This window comes from Bacteroides mediterraneensis (genome assembly GCF_900128455.1).
Classification (GTDB): domain Bacteria; phylum Bacteroidota; class Bacteroidia; order Bacteroidales; family Bacteroidaceae; genus Phocaeicola; species Phocaeicola mediterraneensis.
Genome location: NZ_LT635783.1, coordinates 740,297 through 757,296 on the forward strand (window position 1 = coordinate 740,297; position 17,000 = coordinate 757,296).

The 17,000-nt window shown below is 41.5% G+C and carries 9 protein-coding genes; all 9 read left to right on the forward strand.

Annotated elements, in window-relative coordinates:
• Positions 1-121 precede the first annotated feature (121 nt).
• Complete coding sequence (locus BQ7480_RS03005; RefSeq protein WP_072541664.1) at positions 122-1,399, forward strand: alpha-l-rhamnosidase; 1,278 nt, start codon at positions 122-124, stop codon at positions 1,397-1,399.
• Positions 1,400-1,414: 15 nt separating this feature from the next.
• Positions 1,415-3,724, forward strand: coding sequence for a DUF2264 domain-containing protein (locus BQ7480_RS18320; protein WP_072541665.1), 2,310 nt, complete (start codon positions 1,415-1,417; stop codon positions 3,722-3,724).
• Between the two features lie 406 nt (positions 3,725-4,130).
• Complete coding sequence (locus BQ7480_RS03015; protein WP_072541666.1) at positions 4,131-7,256, forward strand: SusC/RagA family TonB-linked outer membrane protein; 3,126 nt, start codon at positions 4,131-4,133, stop codon at positions 7,254-7,256.
• Between the two features lie 13 nt (positions 7,257-7,269).
• Complete coding sequence (locus BQ7480_RS03020) at positions 7,270-9,159, forward strand: RagB/SusD family nutrient uptake outer membrane protein (RefSeq protein ID WP_072541667.1); 1,890 nt, start codon at positions 7,270-7,272, stop codon at positions 9,157-9,159.
• 33 nt (positions 9,160-9,192) lie between these two features.
• The gene (locus BQ7480_RS03025) at positions 9,193-12,210 is read left to right on the forward strand and encodes a SusC/RagA family TonB-linked outer membrane protein (protein ID WP_072541668.1); all 3,018 of its coding nucleotides are present in this window, start codon (positions 9,193-9,195) and stop codon (positions 12,208-12,210) included.
• Between the two features lie 31 nt (positions 12,211-12,241).
• Positions 12,242-13,930 carry a RagB/SusD family nutrient uptake outer membrane protein gene (locus tag BQ7480_RS03030; RefSeq protein ID WP_072541669.1) on the forward strand — a complete coding sequence of 563 codons (1,689 nt, stop codon included), beginning with the start codon at positions 12,242-12,244 and terminating at the stop codon, positions 13,928-13,930.
• A 29-nt stretch (positions 13,931-13,959) separates the two neighbouring features.
• Positions 13,960-14,841 carry a discoidin domain-containing protein gene (locus tag BQ7480_RS03035; RefSeq protein WP_072541670.1) on the forward strand — a complete coding sequence of 294 codons (882 nt, stop codon included), beginning with the start codon at positions 13,960-13,962 and terminating at the stop codon, positions 14,839-14,841.
• Positions 14,842-14,987: 146 nt separating this feature from the next.
• On the forward strand, positions 14,988-15,830 hold the full coding sequence (locus BQ7480_RS03040; protein WP_072543871.1) for a glycoside hydrolase family 16 protein: 843 nt from the start codon (positions 14,988-14,990) through the stop codon (positions 15,828-15,830).
• Positions 15,831-15,863: 33 nt separating this feature from the next.
• Entirely contained in the window at positions 15,864-16,985 is a 1,122-nt protein-coding gene (locus BQ7480_RS03045) for a glycoside hydrolase family 43 protein (RefSeq protein ID WP_235816718.1), read from the forward strand.
• The last annotated feature ends 15 nt before the right edge of the window (positions 16,986-17,000 follow it).

The window sequence follows — 17,000 nt, forward strand, 5'->3', positions numbered from 1 at the left end:
ATTCGTCCAAAAAATGGATGATATTGTTACTTGCTTGTTTTTCTTCTTTCCTTGACGAAATTTTTATCCCTTCTTTTGATGTGAAAAGCCTATTTTTGTAACTGTACTTAATATGTAAACTATGAAGCGCATTTTTTTATGTTTGATAGGCATTTTCTTTTTGGGAACTCTTGCCGCACAACGTTTGGTGAAGGTGGGTGACGGATACAGTTCGACTTCGGTCAATACGACCGTATTCCGGAACAGCCCGCTGGTGACGGACAAGGGTACGCAATACATATCTTATTATGATGCGGACGGTTATCTGGTGGTAGGTAAACGTGCTTTGGGCGTGGAGAACTGGACGTTGCATCGTAGCCAGTATAAAGGAAACGTGGCCGACGCACACAATGTCATCAGCATGATGGTAGATGGAGACGGCTATCTGCATCTTTCTTTTGACCACCACGGGCACAAATTGAATTATTGTCGGAGTACGGCTCCCGGAGCACTGACCTTGGGAGAAAAAGAGCCGATGACCGGGAAGGACGAGGACGATGTGACTTATCCGGAATTCTATCGGATGCCCAGCGGCGATTTGCTGTTTGCCTATCGTTCGGGAGCTTCCGGACGGGGAAATCTGGTGTTGAACCGTTATGACTTGAAGAGCCGCAAGTGGTCGCGTGTGCAGGATATCCTGATTGACGGGGAAAACCAGCGGAATGCCTACTGGCAGCTGTATATGGATGAGGCTGGAGTGATTCATCTGTCGTGGGTGTGGCGTGAAACGTGGATGGTGGAAACCAACCATGACCTTTGCTATGCATATTCTCCCGATGAAGGAAAGACGTGGTATAAGTCGACCGGCGAGAAATATACGCTGCCTATCCGGAAAGACAATGCGGAATATGCTTGTTACATTCCGCAAAACAGGGAACTGATTAACCAGACCAGTATGAGTACCGATGCGGAAGGACATCCTTATATTGTGACTTATTGGAGGGATGCGGACAGCGAGGTGCCTCAATACCGACTCGTGTGGAACGATGGTAAAGGTTGGCAGAACCGTCAGATAATGAACCGGTCACAAGGCTTTACCTTGAAGGGCGGGGGAACGAAGATGATTCCGATTTCGCGTCCACGCATTGCGGTGGATAAAGGAAAGGCTTATTTCGTGTTCCGTGATGCGGAGCGGGGAAGCAAGGTTTCAGTGGCTTATACAGAGGATGTGAAGTCGGGCGAATGGCAGGTGAAAGACCTGACCGATTTTTCCGTGGATGCCTGGGAACCCAGTTGTGACACGGAATTGTGGAAAACGCAGAAGAAACTGCATGTGTTCGTGCAGGAAACCCATCAGGGAGACGGCGAGAAAGTGAAGGATTCTGCTGCCACCCCGGTATATGTATTGGAAGTAAATTAATCTCAAGATAAAACTATGAAACAAGTATGTAAATTTTTATTGGCTTGTGCATTGGGTATATGGTCAGGATCGGCGGTTGCCAAGGACTCCGAAGCGGGTCAGGTCCGCAAGATGATTGACAAGGTAAACCAGCACTGGCAGGCCGAAAATTCACCGGAAGTACGTTCGTTCTGGGACAATGCCGTGTATCACACGGGAAACATGGAAGCTTATTTCCTGACTGGAAACGAGACGTACCGCACCTATTCGGAAACATGGGCAAACTACAATCAGTGGAAAGGAGCCAAGAGTGACAACCGTTCGGAATGGAAATACTCCTACGGGGAATCGGATGAATATGTACTTTTCGGCGACTATCAGATTTGCTTCCAGACGTATGTGGATTTATACAACCTGGCTCCGGAGGATTGGAAAATCCGCCGTGCCCGTGAGGTGATGGAATATCAGATGAGCACCTCACAGAACGATTACTGGTGGTGGAGCGACGCGCTCTACATGGCCATGCCGGTAATGACCAAACTGTATAAGGTGACGCACAATACGTTGTACTTGGATAAACTGTATGCGTATCTGCAATATTCCGACAGCATCATGTTCGACAAGGACGAAAACCTGTATTATCGTGATGCGAAATACATCTATCCGAAGCATAAGACAGCCAGCGGAAAGAAGGATTTCTGGGCTAGAGGAGATGCCTGGGTGCTGGCCGGACTGGCTAAGGTGTTGAAAGATATGCCGGAAGAATACAAGCATCATTCATTCTTTGTGGAGAAGTTTCAGAAAATGGCGAAGGCCGTAGCTGCCATTCAGCAGCCGGAAGGCTATTGGACCCGCAGCATGATGGACCCGGATTTTGCCCCAGGACCGGAAACCAGTGGTACGGCGCTGTTCACATACGGATTTTTATGGGGAATCAACAATGGGTATTTAGGAAAAGATACATACATGCCGGTAGTGGAGAAGGCATGGAACTATTTGTCAAAGAAAGCACTTCAGAAAGATGGTACGGTGGGCTATGTGCAGCCGATTGGCGAAAAAGCTATTCCCGGACAAGTGATTAACGCCAATTCTACGGCAAATTTCGGGGTAGGAGCATTTTTGCTGGCAGCCTGTGAATATGTACGTTATCTGGAAGCTCCTCAGGCTGCCGACCGTGCCTATTGGTGTAAGCTGGCTTATCAGATGGCGGCTCCGGTATTGCGTAACATGGCCAAAGGAGAATTGCAGAAAAACATGCAGCTGGAAGTCAGCCCTACCTGGGACGGACGCAACAAGAAAGTGGCTTATATGGAGACCTTCGGACGCCTGATGGCTGGTATCGCTCCCTGGCTCACTTTGCCGGATGACAATACGGAAGAAGGCAAGATGCGCAAGGAACTGCGTGAGTGGGCGTTGAAGAGTTACGCCAACGCCGTGGACCCGCAGAGTCCGGATTATCTGTTGTGGCGTCAGGAAGGACAGACGCTGGTAGACGGTGCGTATGTGGCCGAAAGTTTCCTCCGTGCCTACGACCAGCTGTGGATGCCGTTGGATGAAACCACTAAGAAACGCTATATCGAGGAATTCCAGCAGCTGCGTCGCATCGACCCTCCTTATACCAACTGGCTGCTTTTCTCGTCTACCATTGAAAGTTTTCTGGCCAAGGCGGGGGCACCGTTCGATGAATATCGGGTAAATTCTGCCATCCGTAAAGTGGAAGAGTGGTACACCGGCGACGGATGGTACTCAGACGGTCCATCTTTTGCATTTGATTATTACAGCAGTTACGTGTTCCATCCTATGTACCTGGAGACGCTCCAGGCCATGAAGGATGCCAAAGTGCGCAGCCGGATTGACTACGGGAAATATTATGACCGCGCGTTGAAGCGTGCCCAGAAATACAGTCTGATATTGGAACGTTTCATTTCACCGGAGGGAACTTTCCCCGTATTCGGCCGTTCCATCCCGTACCGTATGGCTACCATGCAGCCTCTGGCCCTGATGGCCTGGTATCAGGAACTTCCGGCAGGGGTGACAGGGGCGCAGGTACGTTGTGCCTTGACTGCCGTGATGAAGCGTATGTTTGCTACCGGTCATAATTTTAATGAAGGCGGTTTCCTGACCATCGGTTTTACCGGTCGCCAGCCGAATGTAGCCGACTGGTACACCAATAACGGAAGCCTGTATATGACTTCTCTGGCTTTCCTTCCGTTGGGACTTCCAGCTTCCCATCCTTTCTGGACCGATGCGCCTCAGGAATGGACCAGCGTGCGGGCATGGGGTGAGAAACCGTTCCCGAAAGATCATCAATGGAAAGACGAAATCCGTACGTGGGATTTGTTTTAAGCTATTATATTGGGGCATATTAAATAAGAAGAACAGATTTGTAGAGTCTATATACGTGAGTATATGGACTCTATTTTTTATTTCAACATCGTATATCTAAAATTGGTTTTTACTTTCTAAAGTAAGCTTTTTTATTCTGTAGTTAAACTTGATTCTATGTAACGTGAAAAATGAATTTTCTATTTTACTGATTATGAGTATATTATAAAAATTGAGCAATAGCGGTATGAATGGAATATGAATAATTTTTATCTCTCTAATGATTAATTTTTGTTGTTTTCTATTATACGTATTTTATACTTTTGCACCCGTAGGTTAATTACTTAAGTCTTACATTAAAAAAACAAAACAAAGTAATAGCCTGCATGAGATAATTTAATCCTTAAATTTTAAACAGAGAAAAACGATGAAATCAGATTCATTACGAAACATTTCCGGGTGGAAAGCTTGGGTAGCATTCACTGGTTTTATGGCATTTTCTCCGATTGCATTAATGGCGGCACCTTCTGTAGAAGGTATTGCCGCAGTGCAACAACATCAAACAATCAACGGTGTGGTTGTTGACAATTCGGGAGAGGCCATAATTGGTGCAAATGTCATTGTGGAAGGAACCTCTATTGGTACGATTACCGATTTTGACGGGCGTTTCTCTTTATCTGTCCCTAAAGGGGGAAGAATAAAAATTTCTTTTATTGGGTATAAGGATCAGGTAGTAACTCGTTTCAGTGCTAATAAAGAGCTGAAGGTTGTTTTGGAGGACGATTCTCAGATGTTGGGTGAGGTAGAGGTCGTGGCCTATGGCTCACAAAAGAAAGTGTCAGTTACGGGTGCTATTTCTTCCATGAAAGGAGAAGATTTGTTGAAAACTCCGGCAGCATCATTGTCTAATGTTTTGTCTGGTCAGGTGACGGGTATTTCTTCTGTACAGTATTCAGGTGAACCGGGAGCCGATGCTGCTGATTTGTATGTTCGAGGTATTGCTACATGGAACAATGCAGCTCCGTTGATTCAGGTGGATGGTGTAGAACGTGATTTTTCACAGATTGACCCGAATGAAGTAGAAAGTATCACGGTATTGAAGGATGCCTCTGCTACGGCTGTGTTTGGTGTGCGTGGTGCGAATGGTGTAATTTTGATTACGACTAAACGTGGTTCTGAAGGAAAAGCCAAGATTTCATTCTCTACTTCAGCTGGTGTGAACTTGATGACTAAGCAGTTGACGTTTGCAAATTCTTATCAGTATGCCTCATATTATAATGATATGATGGTAAATGATGGAGGTGTACCAACTTTTTCTGACGAACAACTTGCCAAGTTCCGTGATCACACCGATCCAATTCTTTATCCTGATATAAACTGGCTGGATTACTGTATGAATGATGCTTCTTTTCAGTCACAGCATAATGTGAACATTTCGGGTGGTACAGACAGAATGCGTTATTTCGTTTCAGCTGGTATGTTTACACAAGATGGTATGTTTAAGCAGTTGGCTGCGTCAGATGACTTTAACTTTAACTATAAACGTTATAACTATCGTGCGAACTTAGACTTTGATGCGACCAAAACGACATTGATTTCTGTAAATATTGGAGGCCGTATCGAAACAAAACGTACTCCTGAATCTGGAGAAGACCAAAACCAATTGTTCCGTAAACTGTATTGGGCTGTTCCATTTGCAGGGGCCGGCTTGATTGACGGAAAGCGTATTGTGTCGAATGCGGATTATTTGCCCTTTACTGGAGTAGATGGATTGGATTCTTATTATGGAAAAGGTTTCCGTACGACTACTACCAATGTATTGAACGTTGACTTGGTATTGGATCAAAAACTGGATTTCATTACTAAAGGACTTTCATTCAAGATTAAAGGATCTTATAACTCAAGTTATTGGACACAAAAAGTAGCCAGCTCTTCTATTGCTACTTATACGCCTGTAATACAGGAGGATGGTTCTATCGCTTATCGTAAAAACGGTTCAGATTCGCAGCTGTCTTATTCTCGGAATACCAATGGAGAAGGAAAGTCACGTGACTGGTATATGGAGGCAGCTTTAAATTATAGCCGTAAGTTTGGCGATCATAATGTAACGGGATTGTTGTTGTATAACCAGTCTAAACGTTATTATCCAGGAGGAACTTATGATGATATCCCTTCTGCATACGTTGGATTTGTAGGTCGTGTGACTTATGATTGGAAGACTCGTTATATGGCTGAATTCAACGCCGGTTATAACGGTTCTGAGAACTTTGCGCCGGGTAAGCGTTATGGTTTCTTCCCCGCAGGGTCTGTAGGTTGGATTGTCAGTGAGGAGTCTTTCTTTAAGCCGTTGAAAAAAGTTGTGAGTTATTTAAAACTTCGTGCTTCCGTAGGTATGGTTGGTAATGACAATAATGGAAACAACCGATTCTTGTATTTGCCAGATGCGTATGTATTGGGTGGTGATGGTTATTATTTTGGAACGAATGCTGGGAGTGCTCAGCCAGGTGCATACGAAGCCACAAAATCGAATGCAGATGTGACATGGGAAAAAGCAGTAAAACAGAATTACGGTATTGACTTTTCTGTCTTTAATGACCGTTTAAGCGTTTCTGTCGACTGGTTCAAAGAAAATCGTAGAGATATTCTTACTACACCGGATTACATGCCGGGAATTTTGGGTATGACTTTGCCGATTATGAATGTGGGTAAAACCGAGAATAAAGGTTATGAAGTACAGTTAAAATGGAATGACAAGATAGGGGATGAGTTCCGTTACTGGGCTAACTTCAATATCTCATTTGCTCGCAACAAAATTGTGTATAAGAATGAGGTGAAGCAGAATGAAGAATGGATGTATGAAACAGGACGTACTATTGGGTCTCGTTCAATTTATAAATTCTGGGGATTTTATGATGAAACGGCTGATGCAAGATATCAGGCAGAATTTGGTGTCCCTATTGCTGATCATGGATTGACATTGAAGCCGGGTGATGCTGTTTTCGTAGACTTGAATAAAGATGGTGTGATTGATGGAGATGACTCCAGTCGTGATTTGAGTTTTACAGATACACCGGAGTATACAGCTGGTTTGAATATTGGATTTAGTTGGAAAGGATGGGATTTCTCTGCACAGTTTACAGGAGCGTGGAATGTGGACCGGTTGCTGTCTGAGTTTAGACAACCTTTGGGTGATACGCAAAACAAAGGTTTGCTTCTTTATCAGTATGAAAATACTTGGCGCTCATCAGACGACACTTATACCGCAAAATTCCCTCGTATTTCTAAATTGGCTGCAGCCAACAACTATCGTGGATCTGATTTGTATTTGTGTGATGCCAGCTATTTGCGTTTGAAGAGTTTGGAAGTGGGATATAATTTCAGTCTGCCTTTCATGAAAAAATTGAAGATGGATCAGTGCAGACTTTATGTAAGTGCATATAACTTGTTTACGATTACAGGTTTTATGTGGGGAGACCCGGAATCTCGTCAGAGTGACCGTCCTAATTACCCGCTTACCCGTGTTGTTAATCTTGGTTTGAAGGTTGGATTCTAAAAACTTATAATCTATGAAACATTTTGGAAAATGGTTTATAATGGCATTTGTCGGAGCTACAACAGCTACGTCATGTGTTGATGAAATAAAATTTGGAGATAGCTTTCTGGAAAAGGCGCCTAGTGTAGCCGTTACGCAGGATTCTATTTTTGGCAAAGCCGATTATGCCCGTCGGTTTTTGTGGAATACTTATAGTAAACTCTATTATGGGCTAGCCACTAACTGGAATGATGTGGACGGCAAAATGAATACTGGTATGTTTGAATGTTTGTCGGATTGTTTTCACAGTCATAATTCGTGGGATGGATTGAACCGTCATTATTATTCTGGAACTTACACAGCCGTAAATGAAGATAATACTTCTGAAACTCGTTTTGGGTTTACAAAGGAAGAAACTTGGCAAGCAATACGTCAGGCTTGGATTTTTATTGAAAATGTAGATCGGGTGCCTGATATGGAAGATTCCGAAAAAGAACGGTTGAAGGGTGAGGCAAAAGTCATTATTGCATCTCGTTATTTTGACATGTTCCGTCATTTTGGAGGATTGCCGATTGTGGAACAAAGTTTTGAAGCAGCCAATGAATATGAAGTGCCTCGTGCTACTGTCGACGAAACGGTGAAATTTATGATTCGTTTGTTGGATGAGGCGGCAAAGGTATTGCCTTGGGATTTGACTGCAGATGGTGAATCCAACTGGCAGGGACGTATGACACAGGCTGCTGCAATGGGATTGAAATGTAAAATATTACTGTTTGCTGCAAGTCCTTTGTTTAATGATAATGAACCTTATTGCACAGAAGCTCCTCAGGAAGCTGTTACACAAAACTTGGTATGGTACGGAGGCTATAAGGCTGAATTATGGAGCCAGTGCTTACAGGCTTGTGAGGAATTCTTTACTACATTGGCCCAAAAAGGACATTATGAACTGGCACAAGCTTCGGGTACGACTTGTGACGATTATCGCAATGCCTTTAATAAGGCGTATTTTACCAGAGACAATACTGAATTGTTGATTTCTACTCGTATCATTGGTAAGTATAATTGGGATTGGTGGTATTATTGGGGTGACTGGGTTCCTAATGGTGGATATACCCCAACATTGGAATATATGGAAATGTTCCCGATGTCAGATGGTACACCTTTTGATTTCGATAAAGCAGTAGCTGATAATAAGATGTTCTTTGAAGAGAATGACTATAATAAGCCGACTCGTGACCCGCGTTTGTATGAAACAATTCTTGTAAATGGAGCCAAATGGGCTGGACGGTCGGTAGAATTGTGGAACGGAGGTCGTGAAAATGCAAATAGTACAGCTACGGAAACTGGTGTGTATGCAACAGGATTTGGATTGTATAAATTCTATAAAGAAGGGAAAGGTAGTCTTGCTGGAAATTATTTGGAATGGCCTTATTTGCGTTTGGCTGAGGTATATTTAATTTATGCAGAAGCGTTGTTGAAGAATAATCGTCCGGGAGATGCAATTGAACAAGTCAATAAGGTACGTGCTCGCGTGGGATTGAAAGGTTTAAAAGAATCTAATCCAGGTAAAAATATGGAAGACGCTAACGTGTTATTGGAAGCAATACTGAATGAACGTGCCTGTGAATTGGGATTGGAAGATGTACGTTTCTTTGATATGATTCGATATAAGCGTGCTGATTTGTTCAAACGTCCATTGCATGGTTTGTTGATTGAACGTACGGATGGTGGAACAGGGTCTTGGTCAGATAAACCAGCTGCAGACAGAGGACCTTTCCCAACAAAATTTAAGTATACACAATTCCAAATTTCAAATTCAGCTCGTTCATGGTGGAGCAATTTTAGCAGCAAATGGTATTTGTCTGCTTTCCCTGTAAGTGAAGTAAATAAGGGATATGGATTGGTTCAGAATCCAGGATGGTAATGCTGATTTTTAATTAACAAAGACAGAAAGAAGATGAAGAAACAAATATTAGCTTTGACTACGCTTGCCTGCATGAGCATGCATGCTATGGCTCAAGAAGCAGTTGATGTGACTGGTTTTGTAATAGATAAGGCCGGTAATCCTGTGTCGGGGGCTGCTGTTTCAGTAGTAGGTATCCCTGCATCTATGGTGTCTACAGATGCTACTGGAAAATTTACGATTTCAGTTCTGAAAGATGACAAGCTGCAAATCCTGACACCAACGGATGCTGTAAAAACAGTGGATGTTGAGTTAGGAAAGAAAATGACGATTGTAATGGATTTGTCCACTGAAAAAGTAAATTATGGTTTTAATCTGAACCAGACATTTGCAGAATCTACAGGAGCTGCTTCTACTGTATATAGTGATAAAATAGACACTCGTTCATCGTATACATTAGGTAATTCTATGTATGGGAATGTAGCTGGTTTGACTACAATGCAGTCTACTGGTGTGATGTGGGAACAGATTCCTTCTATGTTTATCCGCGGACAGAAAACGTTGAATGGAAATAATGGCATTCTGATTGTGGTTGATGGTTTGGAACGTGATAATGCATATAATGTATTACGTTATTTGACACCAGAAGAAGTTGAATCTGTTACTGTGTTGAAGGATGCTGCAGCAGTAGCCTTGTATGGATATAAAGGAATTAACGGTGTGTTGAATATTGTGACCAAAAGGGGTAAGTATAAATCTCGTGAAATTAATTTCTCTTATGACCATGGCTTTACTTACCAGAATCGTCTACCTCAGATGGCAGATGCATATACTTATGCAAATGCGATGAATGAAGCATTGGCGAATGACGGTAAGTCTGCACGATATACTCAAAATGAATTGAATGCTTTTAAAAGCGGGAAGTATCCTTATTACTATCCTAATATTGATTGGTGGGATGAGGTTTACCGTGAAAGAGGAAAATCGGATATTGCGACATTAACCTTCCGTGGAGGTTCTTCTAAAATGCGTTATTTTACGATGTTGAACTTGCAGAATGGCCGTGGATTTATCAATAATTCAAATTCAAATGAAGGTTTTTCTACTCAAGAGAAATACTCAAAAGCAAACTTGCGTAGTAATTTGGATATTGATCTGACTTCTACTACAAAATTGCAGGTAAATATTATGGGAACCTTAAACGAATTCAGCCGTCCGGGATTAGGTTCTGATAATTTGATTGGAGTACTTTATTCAACCCCGGCTACAGCTTTTCCGATTCGTACGGAAAGTGGCTTGTGGGGCGGTAATGCTACATGGACTGGATGGGCAAACCCTGTAGCTTTAACTCAGGCTAGAGGATATTCAAAAGGACATACTTTGGGCCTGTGGGCTGATATGACATTGAGACAAGATTTATCTTCTATCACGAAAGGATTAGGAGCTTCTTTCCGTATGGGATATGATAAGGTGGCTTCTTATTGGGAAGACCATACAATGGAGTACAAGTATGGTAGTACTTCTGTTATTGGATGGGAGAACGGAGAACCTAGTAGCTTTAGTGAATATGAGGCTGGTAAAGATACTGAAATGGCAGGAGGTAGTAAGTTGGACTGGCAGTATCGTTCTTTTAACTTCATGGCGAATGTAGACTGGAACCGTCAGTTTGGTGATCACAAAATTTACACTACATTAATGTATACTTACAAGTATGATAACAATGTGAACATCAATTCAACATTGTATCATTGTAACTGGTCCTGGTATACACATTATGGGTTGAAAGACCGTTATTTCTTGGATTTTGCACTGGTAGCTTCAGCTTCTAATTTGTTGGAAACAGGTAAGCAATGGCATTTGTCACCTACAGTGGGATTAGCTTGGAATCTTACCAATGAAGATTTCCTGAAAGATTCATCTTGGTTGAATTTTCTGAAACTGCGTGGCTCTTTCGGTATTATCAATACGGATAATATTCCTTATAATGGATATTGGAATACTACCATGAACGGCAGCGGTGGAGGATATCCTATTCAAGATAATTTTGGCAATGGTGGTGCTTGGCAAGAAGGAACATTGCCTTCATTGAATGGAACCACAGAAAAAGCCTATAAATATAATGTGGGTGTGGATGCGACTTTATTTGGTGGACTTACCTTGATGGTTGACGGGTTCTATGAAAGACGTCAGGATATATGGGTTTCTACAGCTGGTAAGAACTCGGCTGCATTAGGAACTTCAAGCTCCTATGCTAATGCGGGTATTGTAGATAGTAAAGGAGTTGAAATAGGCGCTGACTATACGAAGAAATGGGGTGACTTCCGTTTCAATTTAGGTGGTAATTTCAGTTTCACTAAAAACATTATAAAAGAACAGTTGGAAGAGCCCCGTGCTTATGATTATCTGTACAGTACAGGAAAGCCTGTTGGACAGATTTTCGGATATCAGGCAATCGGTTATTTCATTGACCAAGCCGATATTGATAATAGTCCATCCCAGCAGTTTGGTGAGGTAAGCCCTGGTGATATTAAATATAAAGACCAGAATGGTGATGGAGTAATCAATGAATTTGACCAGGTTGCATTGGGATATAATTCGAGTGTTCCGGAAATTTATTATGGATTTACTCTTGGAGCAGAATGGAAGGGTATTGGATTTAGCTTGGCTTTCCAAGGTGTAGGCCATTATACTTCATGGACTACTGTGACAGGTCTGTATCGCCCGTTGACTAACGGTAATACAATCTCTCAATATTATTATGAAAATCGTTGGACGCCAGAGAATCCGAATGCCCGTTATCCACGTCTGTCTACTGAAACAGTGCAAAATAACCAGCAGAGTAGTACTGTTTGGTTGGAGAATGGTTCTTTCCTGAAGTTACGAAATTGTGAGGTTTATTATAAATTTCCTCATGAGCTGATTAGTAAATGGCATCTGAATACAGCTAAATTATATGTAAGAGGTGTCGATTTGTTCTGCTGGGATCATATTAATCAGATCGATCCGGAATCATTGGGCAATGGTATTCCGACGACCCGTTCGATTAACGTGGGCCTTTCAGTAGGTTTCTAATTTCTTAATATTAATTGAAAAGTAAAAAACTATGAAACTTAAAAAGATATTATTTGGATTGGCTTGCATGTCTTTGATGGCTTCGTGTGCAGATTTGGATTATCATGAATATACAACCTATGATAAAAGTTACGTTTTTACAGACTTTGGTCGTACGGGGGCTGTTGTAACGAATATTTATAGTTATTTGGATTCGGATCTTCCGGCAGACGGCTCACTTTGTTCAGCATGCGATGAAGCTGAATATGCATGGAGCTGGTCTTCTGTACTTGGATATACTGACGGTCGTTGGAGTCCGACGAACGCTTATAGTAGATGGAGTTTTGAAGGAATTCGAAAGGCTAATTTTTATTTGGAAGAATCTAAATATGCAGATTTTTCAGAATTGAAGCAAGACAAAAATTATGAAGCAGAAATGAAGCGTTTTAACCGCTATCAATATGAGGTCCGCTTTTTACGTGCATACTTTTATTTTAATTTGGTTCGTGCTTATGGGGAGGTACCCTTGATTACGAAGGTAATGACAGAGGATGAGGCCAATCAAGTAAGTCGCACTCCGGTGGCCGATGTGTTTGATTTCATTGTGAAGGAATGTGATGAAATAGCTGATGAACTTCCGGTAGACTATACAAAACTGGAAAATGATGCGGCCAATGGTACAAATCCAGAAACGGGACGTATTACCAAACAAGCAGTTTTGGCCTTGAAGGCACGTACATTGTTGTATTGGGCAAGTCCGTTGTTTAATGCTTCGAACGATAAAAACTTGTGGAAACAGGCTGCTGAGGCCAATAAAGCCGTGATTGATTTCTGTGCAGCTAATGGAATCCAGCTTGGTAAATATTCTGAGATTTGGGGAACAGATAATTATAAAGCGAAAGAAATGATTTATGTTCGTCGTGTCGGAGATACTGATTCTCCAGAACGTACAAATTTCCCGATGGGTATGGAAAATGGTAATTCAGGAAACTGCCCGTCTCAGAATTTGGTGGATGCTTATGAAATGCAAGCTACCGGTAAGGCTTGGAATGAAGAAGGAAGTGGATATGATCCATCTAATCCTTATCAGGGCCGTGACCCTCGTCTGGCTATGACAGTTGCCGTTAATGGGGATAAATGGCCGAATACAAATCCAGTTCCTCTTGAACTTTATGTGGGTGGACGTAATGCATTGCCAATTGCGGGAGCTACTCCTACTGGATATTACTTGAAAAAATATCTGGATGGAACAATCGATATTAGTGCTTCTACTAGTAGTGGTGGCAAAAGACATAGTTGGGTAACTTATCGTTTGGGTGAATTCTATTTGAATTATGCGGAAGCCGTATTTAATTATCTAGGTTCTTCGGATGCGACTAGTGCTGAATTTCCTATGTCTGCGAGAGAGGCTGTAAATGTGGTTCGTAATCGCTCGGATGTTCAGATGCCTGGTTTCCCTACTGATATGTCTACAGATGAATTTGTAACGAAATACCGCCGTGAACGTATGGTGGAATTGGCATTTGAAGGGCATCGCTTTTGGGATATTCGTCGTTGGAAAGATGGTAACTCACAGAAAAACTTGATAGAAATGCAGATTGTCAAGAATGGTGATGCCTATACTTATACGCGTGTCACTAAATCTCGTTATTGGAATGATAAGATGTATCTGTTCCCAATACCGGATAGTGAGATTCGTAAGAATCCTAATTTGTCTCAGAATCCAGGATGGAATAATTGATTGTTGTTTTATTTAAAGACAAATAACTTATGAAACTTAGATATATAATAGCAGCATTAGTTGTTGCCTACATAGGGACAGGATGCGATGATAAATTGGAAACCTTTGAACCGCAAGGTTATATGGGGTATCCAACAACAATAGAAGGTATTACATCGGAAGCATTGCCGGGTCAAATATATTTGACTTGGAATGTACCGGAAGGAGCTGAATTTTCCTATATGAAAATCTGGTATGATGATCCATTGTCAAAACAAACGGTTTATAATGTAGTTTCCAAGGGTACAGCTGAATTGTTGATTGATGATACGCGTGCACGTTTTGGTGAATATGAGATATTTTATCAGACTTTTAATGCAAATAATGAAGGTGGAGAAATAAAATCTATCAAGGCTACTTCAGGTATAGCACCTGCAACTATTACAGAAAAGCGTACAGAGTATAAGCTTACCGAAAATCAATTGAGCACAAATGCACAAGAACCTTCAGAAGGTCCGATTAAAAATTTGATAAACGGTGATACAAACGACTTTTTCCATACCCGTTGGAGTAGTCCTCAGATTCCGTTACCTCATTATATTCAGCTTGATTTCAATGAGGAACATCAAATCTTTGCATTGGAATGGTGGGATCGTGTGGTCGGAAACTCTGATGGTTTCCCTTCAGTGGTGGAACTTCAGATAAGTAATGATGGAAGTAACTGGGAGACAGTGAAGGTATTGAGTGGGTTTGCTGCTTCTTCAGGAGCACATATTACTACAGAATATGTAGATGCAGGTAAACCGTTTACTCACTTTCGTTTCAATGTGACTTCTACTACACAGAATAGCTCTTATTTCCATATGGCAGAATTTAAATTCTATGATGTAGAACTTGATATTTATGATCCGGAAACTGTTGAATTAGATTGATTATGTTTTTGGCAATATAAAGTTTCCAATGTAATGTGAAGTGAATTATTGCGTTATTAGTTAGATAAGTAATAATTGTTTAAAATGCCATTCTGTATCCTAAATGAATGGAATGGCATTTTTCTTTAATCAAAGGCTTTGGCAGAATGAAGAGAATAACTGTTGGTATATTTTTATGGATAATGTGCATCGCTATAAGCTTTGCTCAGGAGAATTATAAATTGGTTTGGAGCGATGAATTTAATCGGGATGGATTATTGGATTCTACGGTATGGAATTATGAAAATGGGTTTGCTCGTAATGAAGAGTTACAATGGTATCAACCTGATAATGCTCATTGTAAAGGAGGCTGTTTGATTATTGAGGCTCGAAAGGAAAAACGTTTGAATCCAATCTATCAGGAGGGGAGCAAAGATTGGAGAACTTCACGTGAGTTCATAGAATGTACCTCCTCTTCGGTTACTACGGCAGGAAAGAAAGAATTCTTGTATGGGCGATTTGAAATACGTGCCCGTATTCCGGTAGGAAAGGGTGCTTGGCCTGCAATTTGGTTATTAGGCAATTCGATGGAATGGCCTTCATGTGGTGAGATTGATATCATGGAGTTTTATCGTAAACAAGGAATACCACATATTTTAGCCAATGCAGCGTGGGGAACAGATCAGCGATGGGTCGCTAAATGGAACAGTAAAGCGATTCCATTCAGCCATTTTCTGGCAAAGAACCCTGATTGGGCTTCAGAGTTTCATGTATGGCGTATGGATTGGAATAAGAAAGCTGTTCGTTTGTATTTGGACGATGAGTTATTGAATGAGATATTATTGAACGATACTTATAATGGTGTGATAGGAGAGAAACTCAATCCGTTTATGCAACCTCAATATTTATTGTTAAATTTGGCCGTGGGAGGTATAAATGGGGGAGAGGTGTCAGAAGAAGCCTTTCCAATGCGTTATGAAATTGATTATGTAAGAGTTTATCAACAATAATTTAATGGTATGAAAATTTTAGGATTATGGATTATGTGCTTGTGCACATTGATGTTTCCCGATTTGGTATTAGGAAAAAATACGAAGGAGATTCGTAGTGGAGAAATTTGGCCTGATAATCAAGGGGTACATGTTAATGCCCATGGTGGAGGAGTATTATATCACAAGGGAACTTATTATTGGTATGGGGAGAATAAATCGGATACAACCAGTAGTGCAATGGTGGGGGTTATGTGTTATTCTTCCCGTAACTTGTATGATTGGAAAAAAGAAGGAGTTGCATTACCTGTTGTCTTGGATGATGCATCCAGTGATATTACGCAAGGATGTATTATGGAACGTCCAAAAGTGATTTATAATAAGAAGACTAAAAAGTTTGTCATGTGGTTCCATTTGGAACTAAAAGGAAAAGGTTATGCTGCAGCTCGTTCTGCGGTAGCTGTTTCAGACACTCCTCAGGGACCTTTTAAGTATATTCGTTCGGAGCGTATTAACCCGGGGCAGCTTCCTTTTGATATGACAGAAAAACAGCGTGAGATGCTAGATACTTTGGATGCGGATAAATATAAACAATGGTGGACTCCCGTATGGTACGAAGCTATCAATAAAGGATTGTTTGTCAAGCGTGATTTGCAAGGAGGGCAGATGGCGCGTGATATGCAGCTTTTTGTAGATGATGATGGAAAAGCATATCATATTTATTCTTCTGAGGATAATCTGACATTACAAGTTGCAGAGTTGAGTGACGATTATTTGAGCCATACGGGAAAATATATCCGCATTGCACCTGCTGGTCACAATGAGGCTCCTGCTATATTTAAAAGAAATGGAGAATATTGGATGATTACTTCTGGATGTACAGGATGGGCTCCCAATGAAGCACGTATGTTCTCGGCTCCCAGCATCTGGGGACCTTGGAAGAAACACCCGAATCCTTGTCGTGGCCCTAAATCTGAAATTACTTTTGGAGGTCAGAGTACGTATGTGTTACCGGTAGCAGGGAAAAAAGATGCTTTTATTTTTATGGCAGATATATGGCGCCCAAAGCATCCTAGTGATGCACGTTACATTTGGTTACCTATTCAGTTTGAGAATGGAGTTCCTTATGTAGAGTGGATGGATAGTTGGTCACTCGATTTTTTTGACAAGAAATAAACCCGAATATAATAA

Bases quoted from the DNA above. Each gene is read 5' to 3' on its own strand.
- BQ7480_RS03005 (WP_072541664.1), top strand. From the start codon at position 122: ATGAAGCGCATTTTTTTATGTTTGATAGGCATTTTCTTTTTGGGAACT.
- BQ7480_RS18320 (WP_072541665.1), top strand. From the start codon at position 1,415: ATGAAACAAGTATGTAAATTTTTATTGGCTTGTGCATTGGGTATATGG.
- BQ7480_RS03015 (WP_072541666.1), top strand. From the start codon at position 4,131: ATGAAATCAGATTCATTACGAAACATTTCCGGGTGGAAAGCTTGGGTA.
- BQ7480_RS03020 (WP_072541667.1), top strand. From the start codon at position 7,270: ATGAAACATTTTGGAAAATGGTTTATAATGGCATTTGTCGGAGCTACA.
- BQ7480_RS03025 (WP_072541668.1), top strand. From the start codon at position 9,193: ATGAAGAAACAAATATTAGCTTTGACTACGCTTGCCTGCATGAGCATG.
- BQ7480_RS03030 (WP_072541669.1), top strand. From the start codon at position 12,242: ATGAAACTTAAAAAGATATTATTTGGATTGGCTTGCATGTCTTTGATG.
- BQ7480_RS03035 (WP_072541670.1), top strand. From the start codon at position 13,960: ATGAAACTTAGATATATAATAGCAGCATTAGTTGTTGCCTACATAGGG.
- BQ7480_RS03040 (WP_072543871.1), top strand. From the start codon at position 14,988: ATGAAGAGAATAACTGTTGGTATATTTTTATGGATAATGTGCATCGCT.
- BQ7480_RS03045 (WP_235816718.1), top strand. From the start codon at position 15,864: ATGTGCTTGTGCACATTGATGTTTCCCGATTTGGTATTAGGAAAAAAT.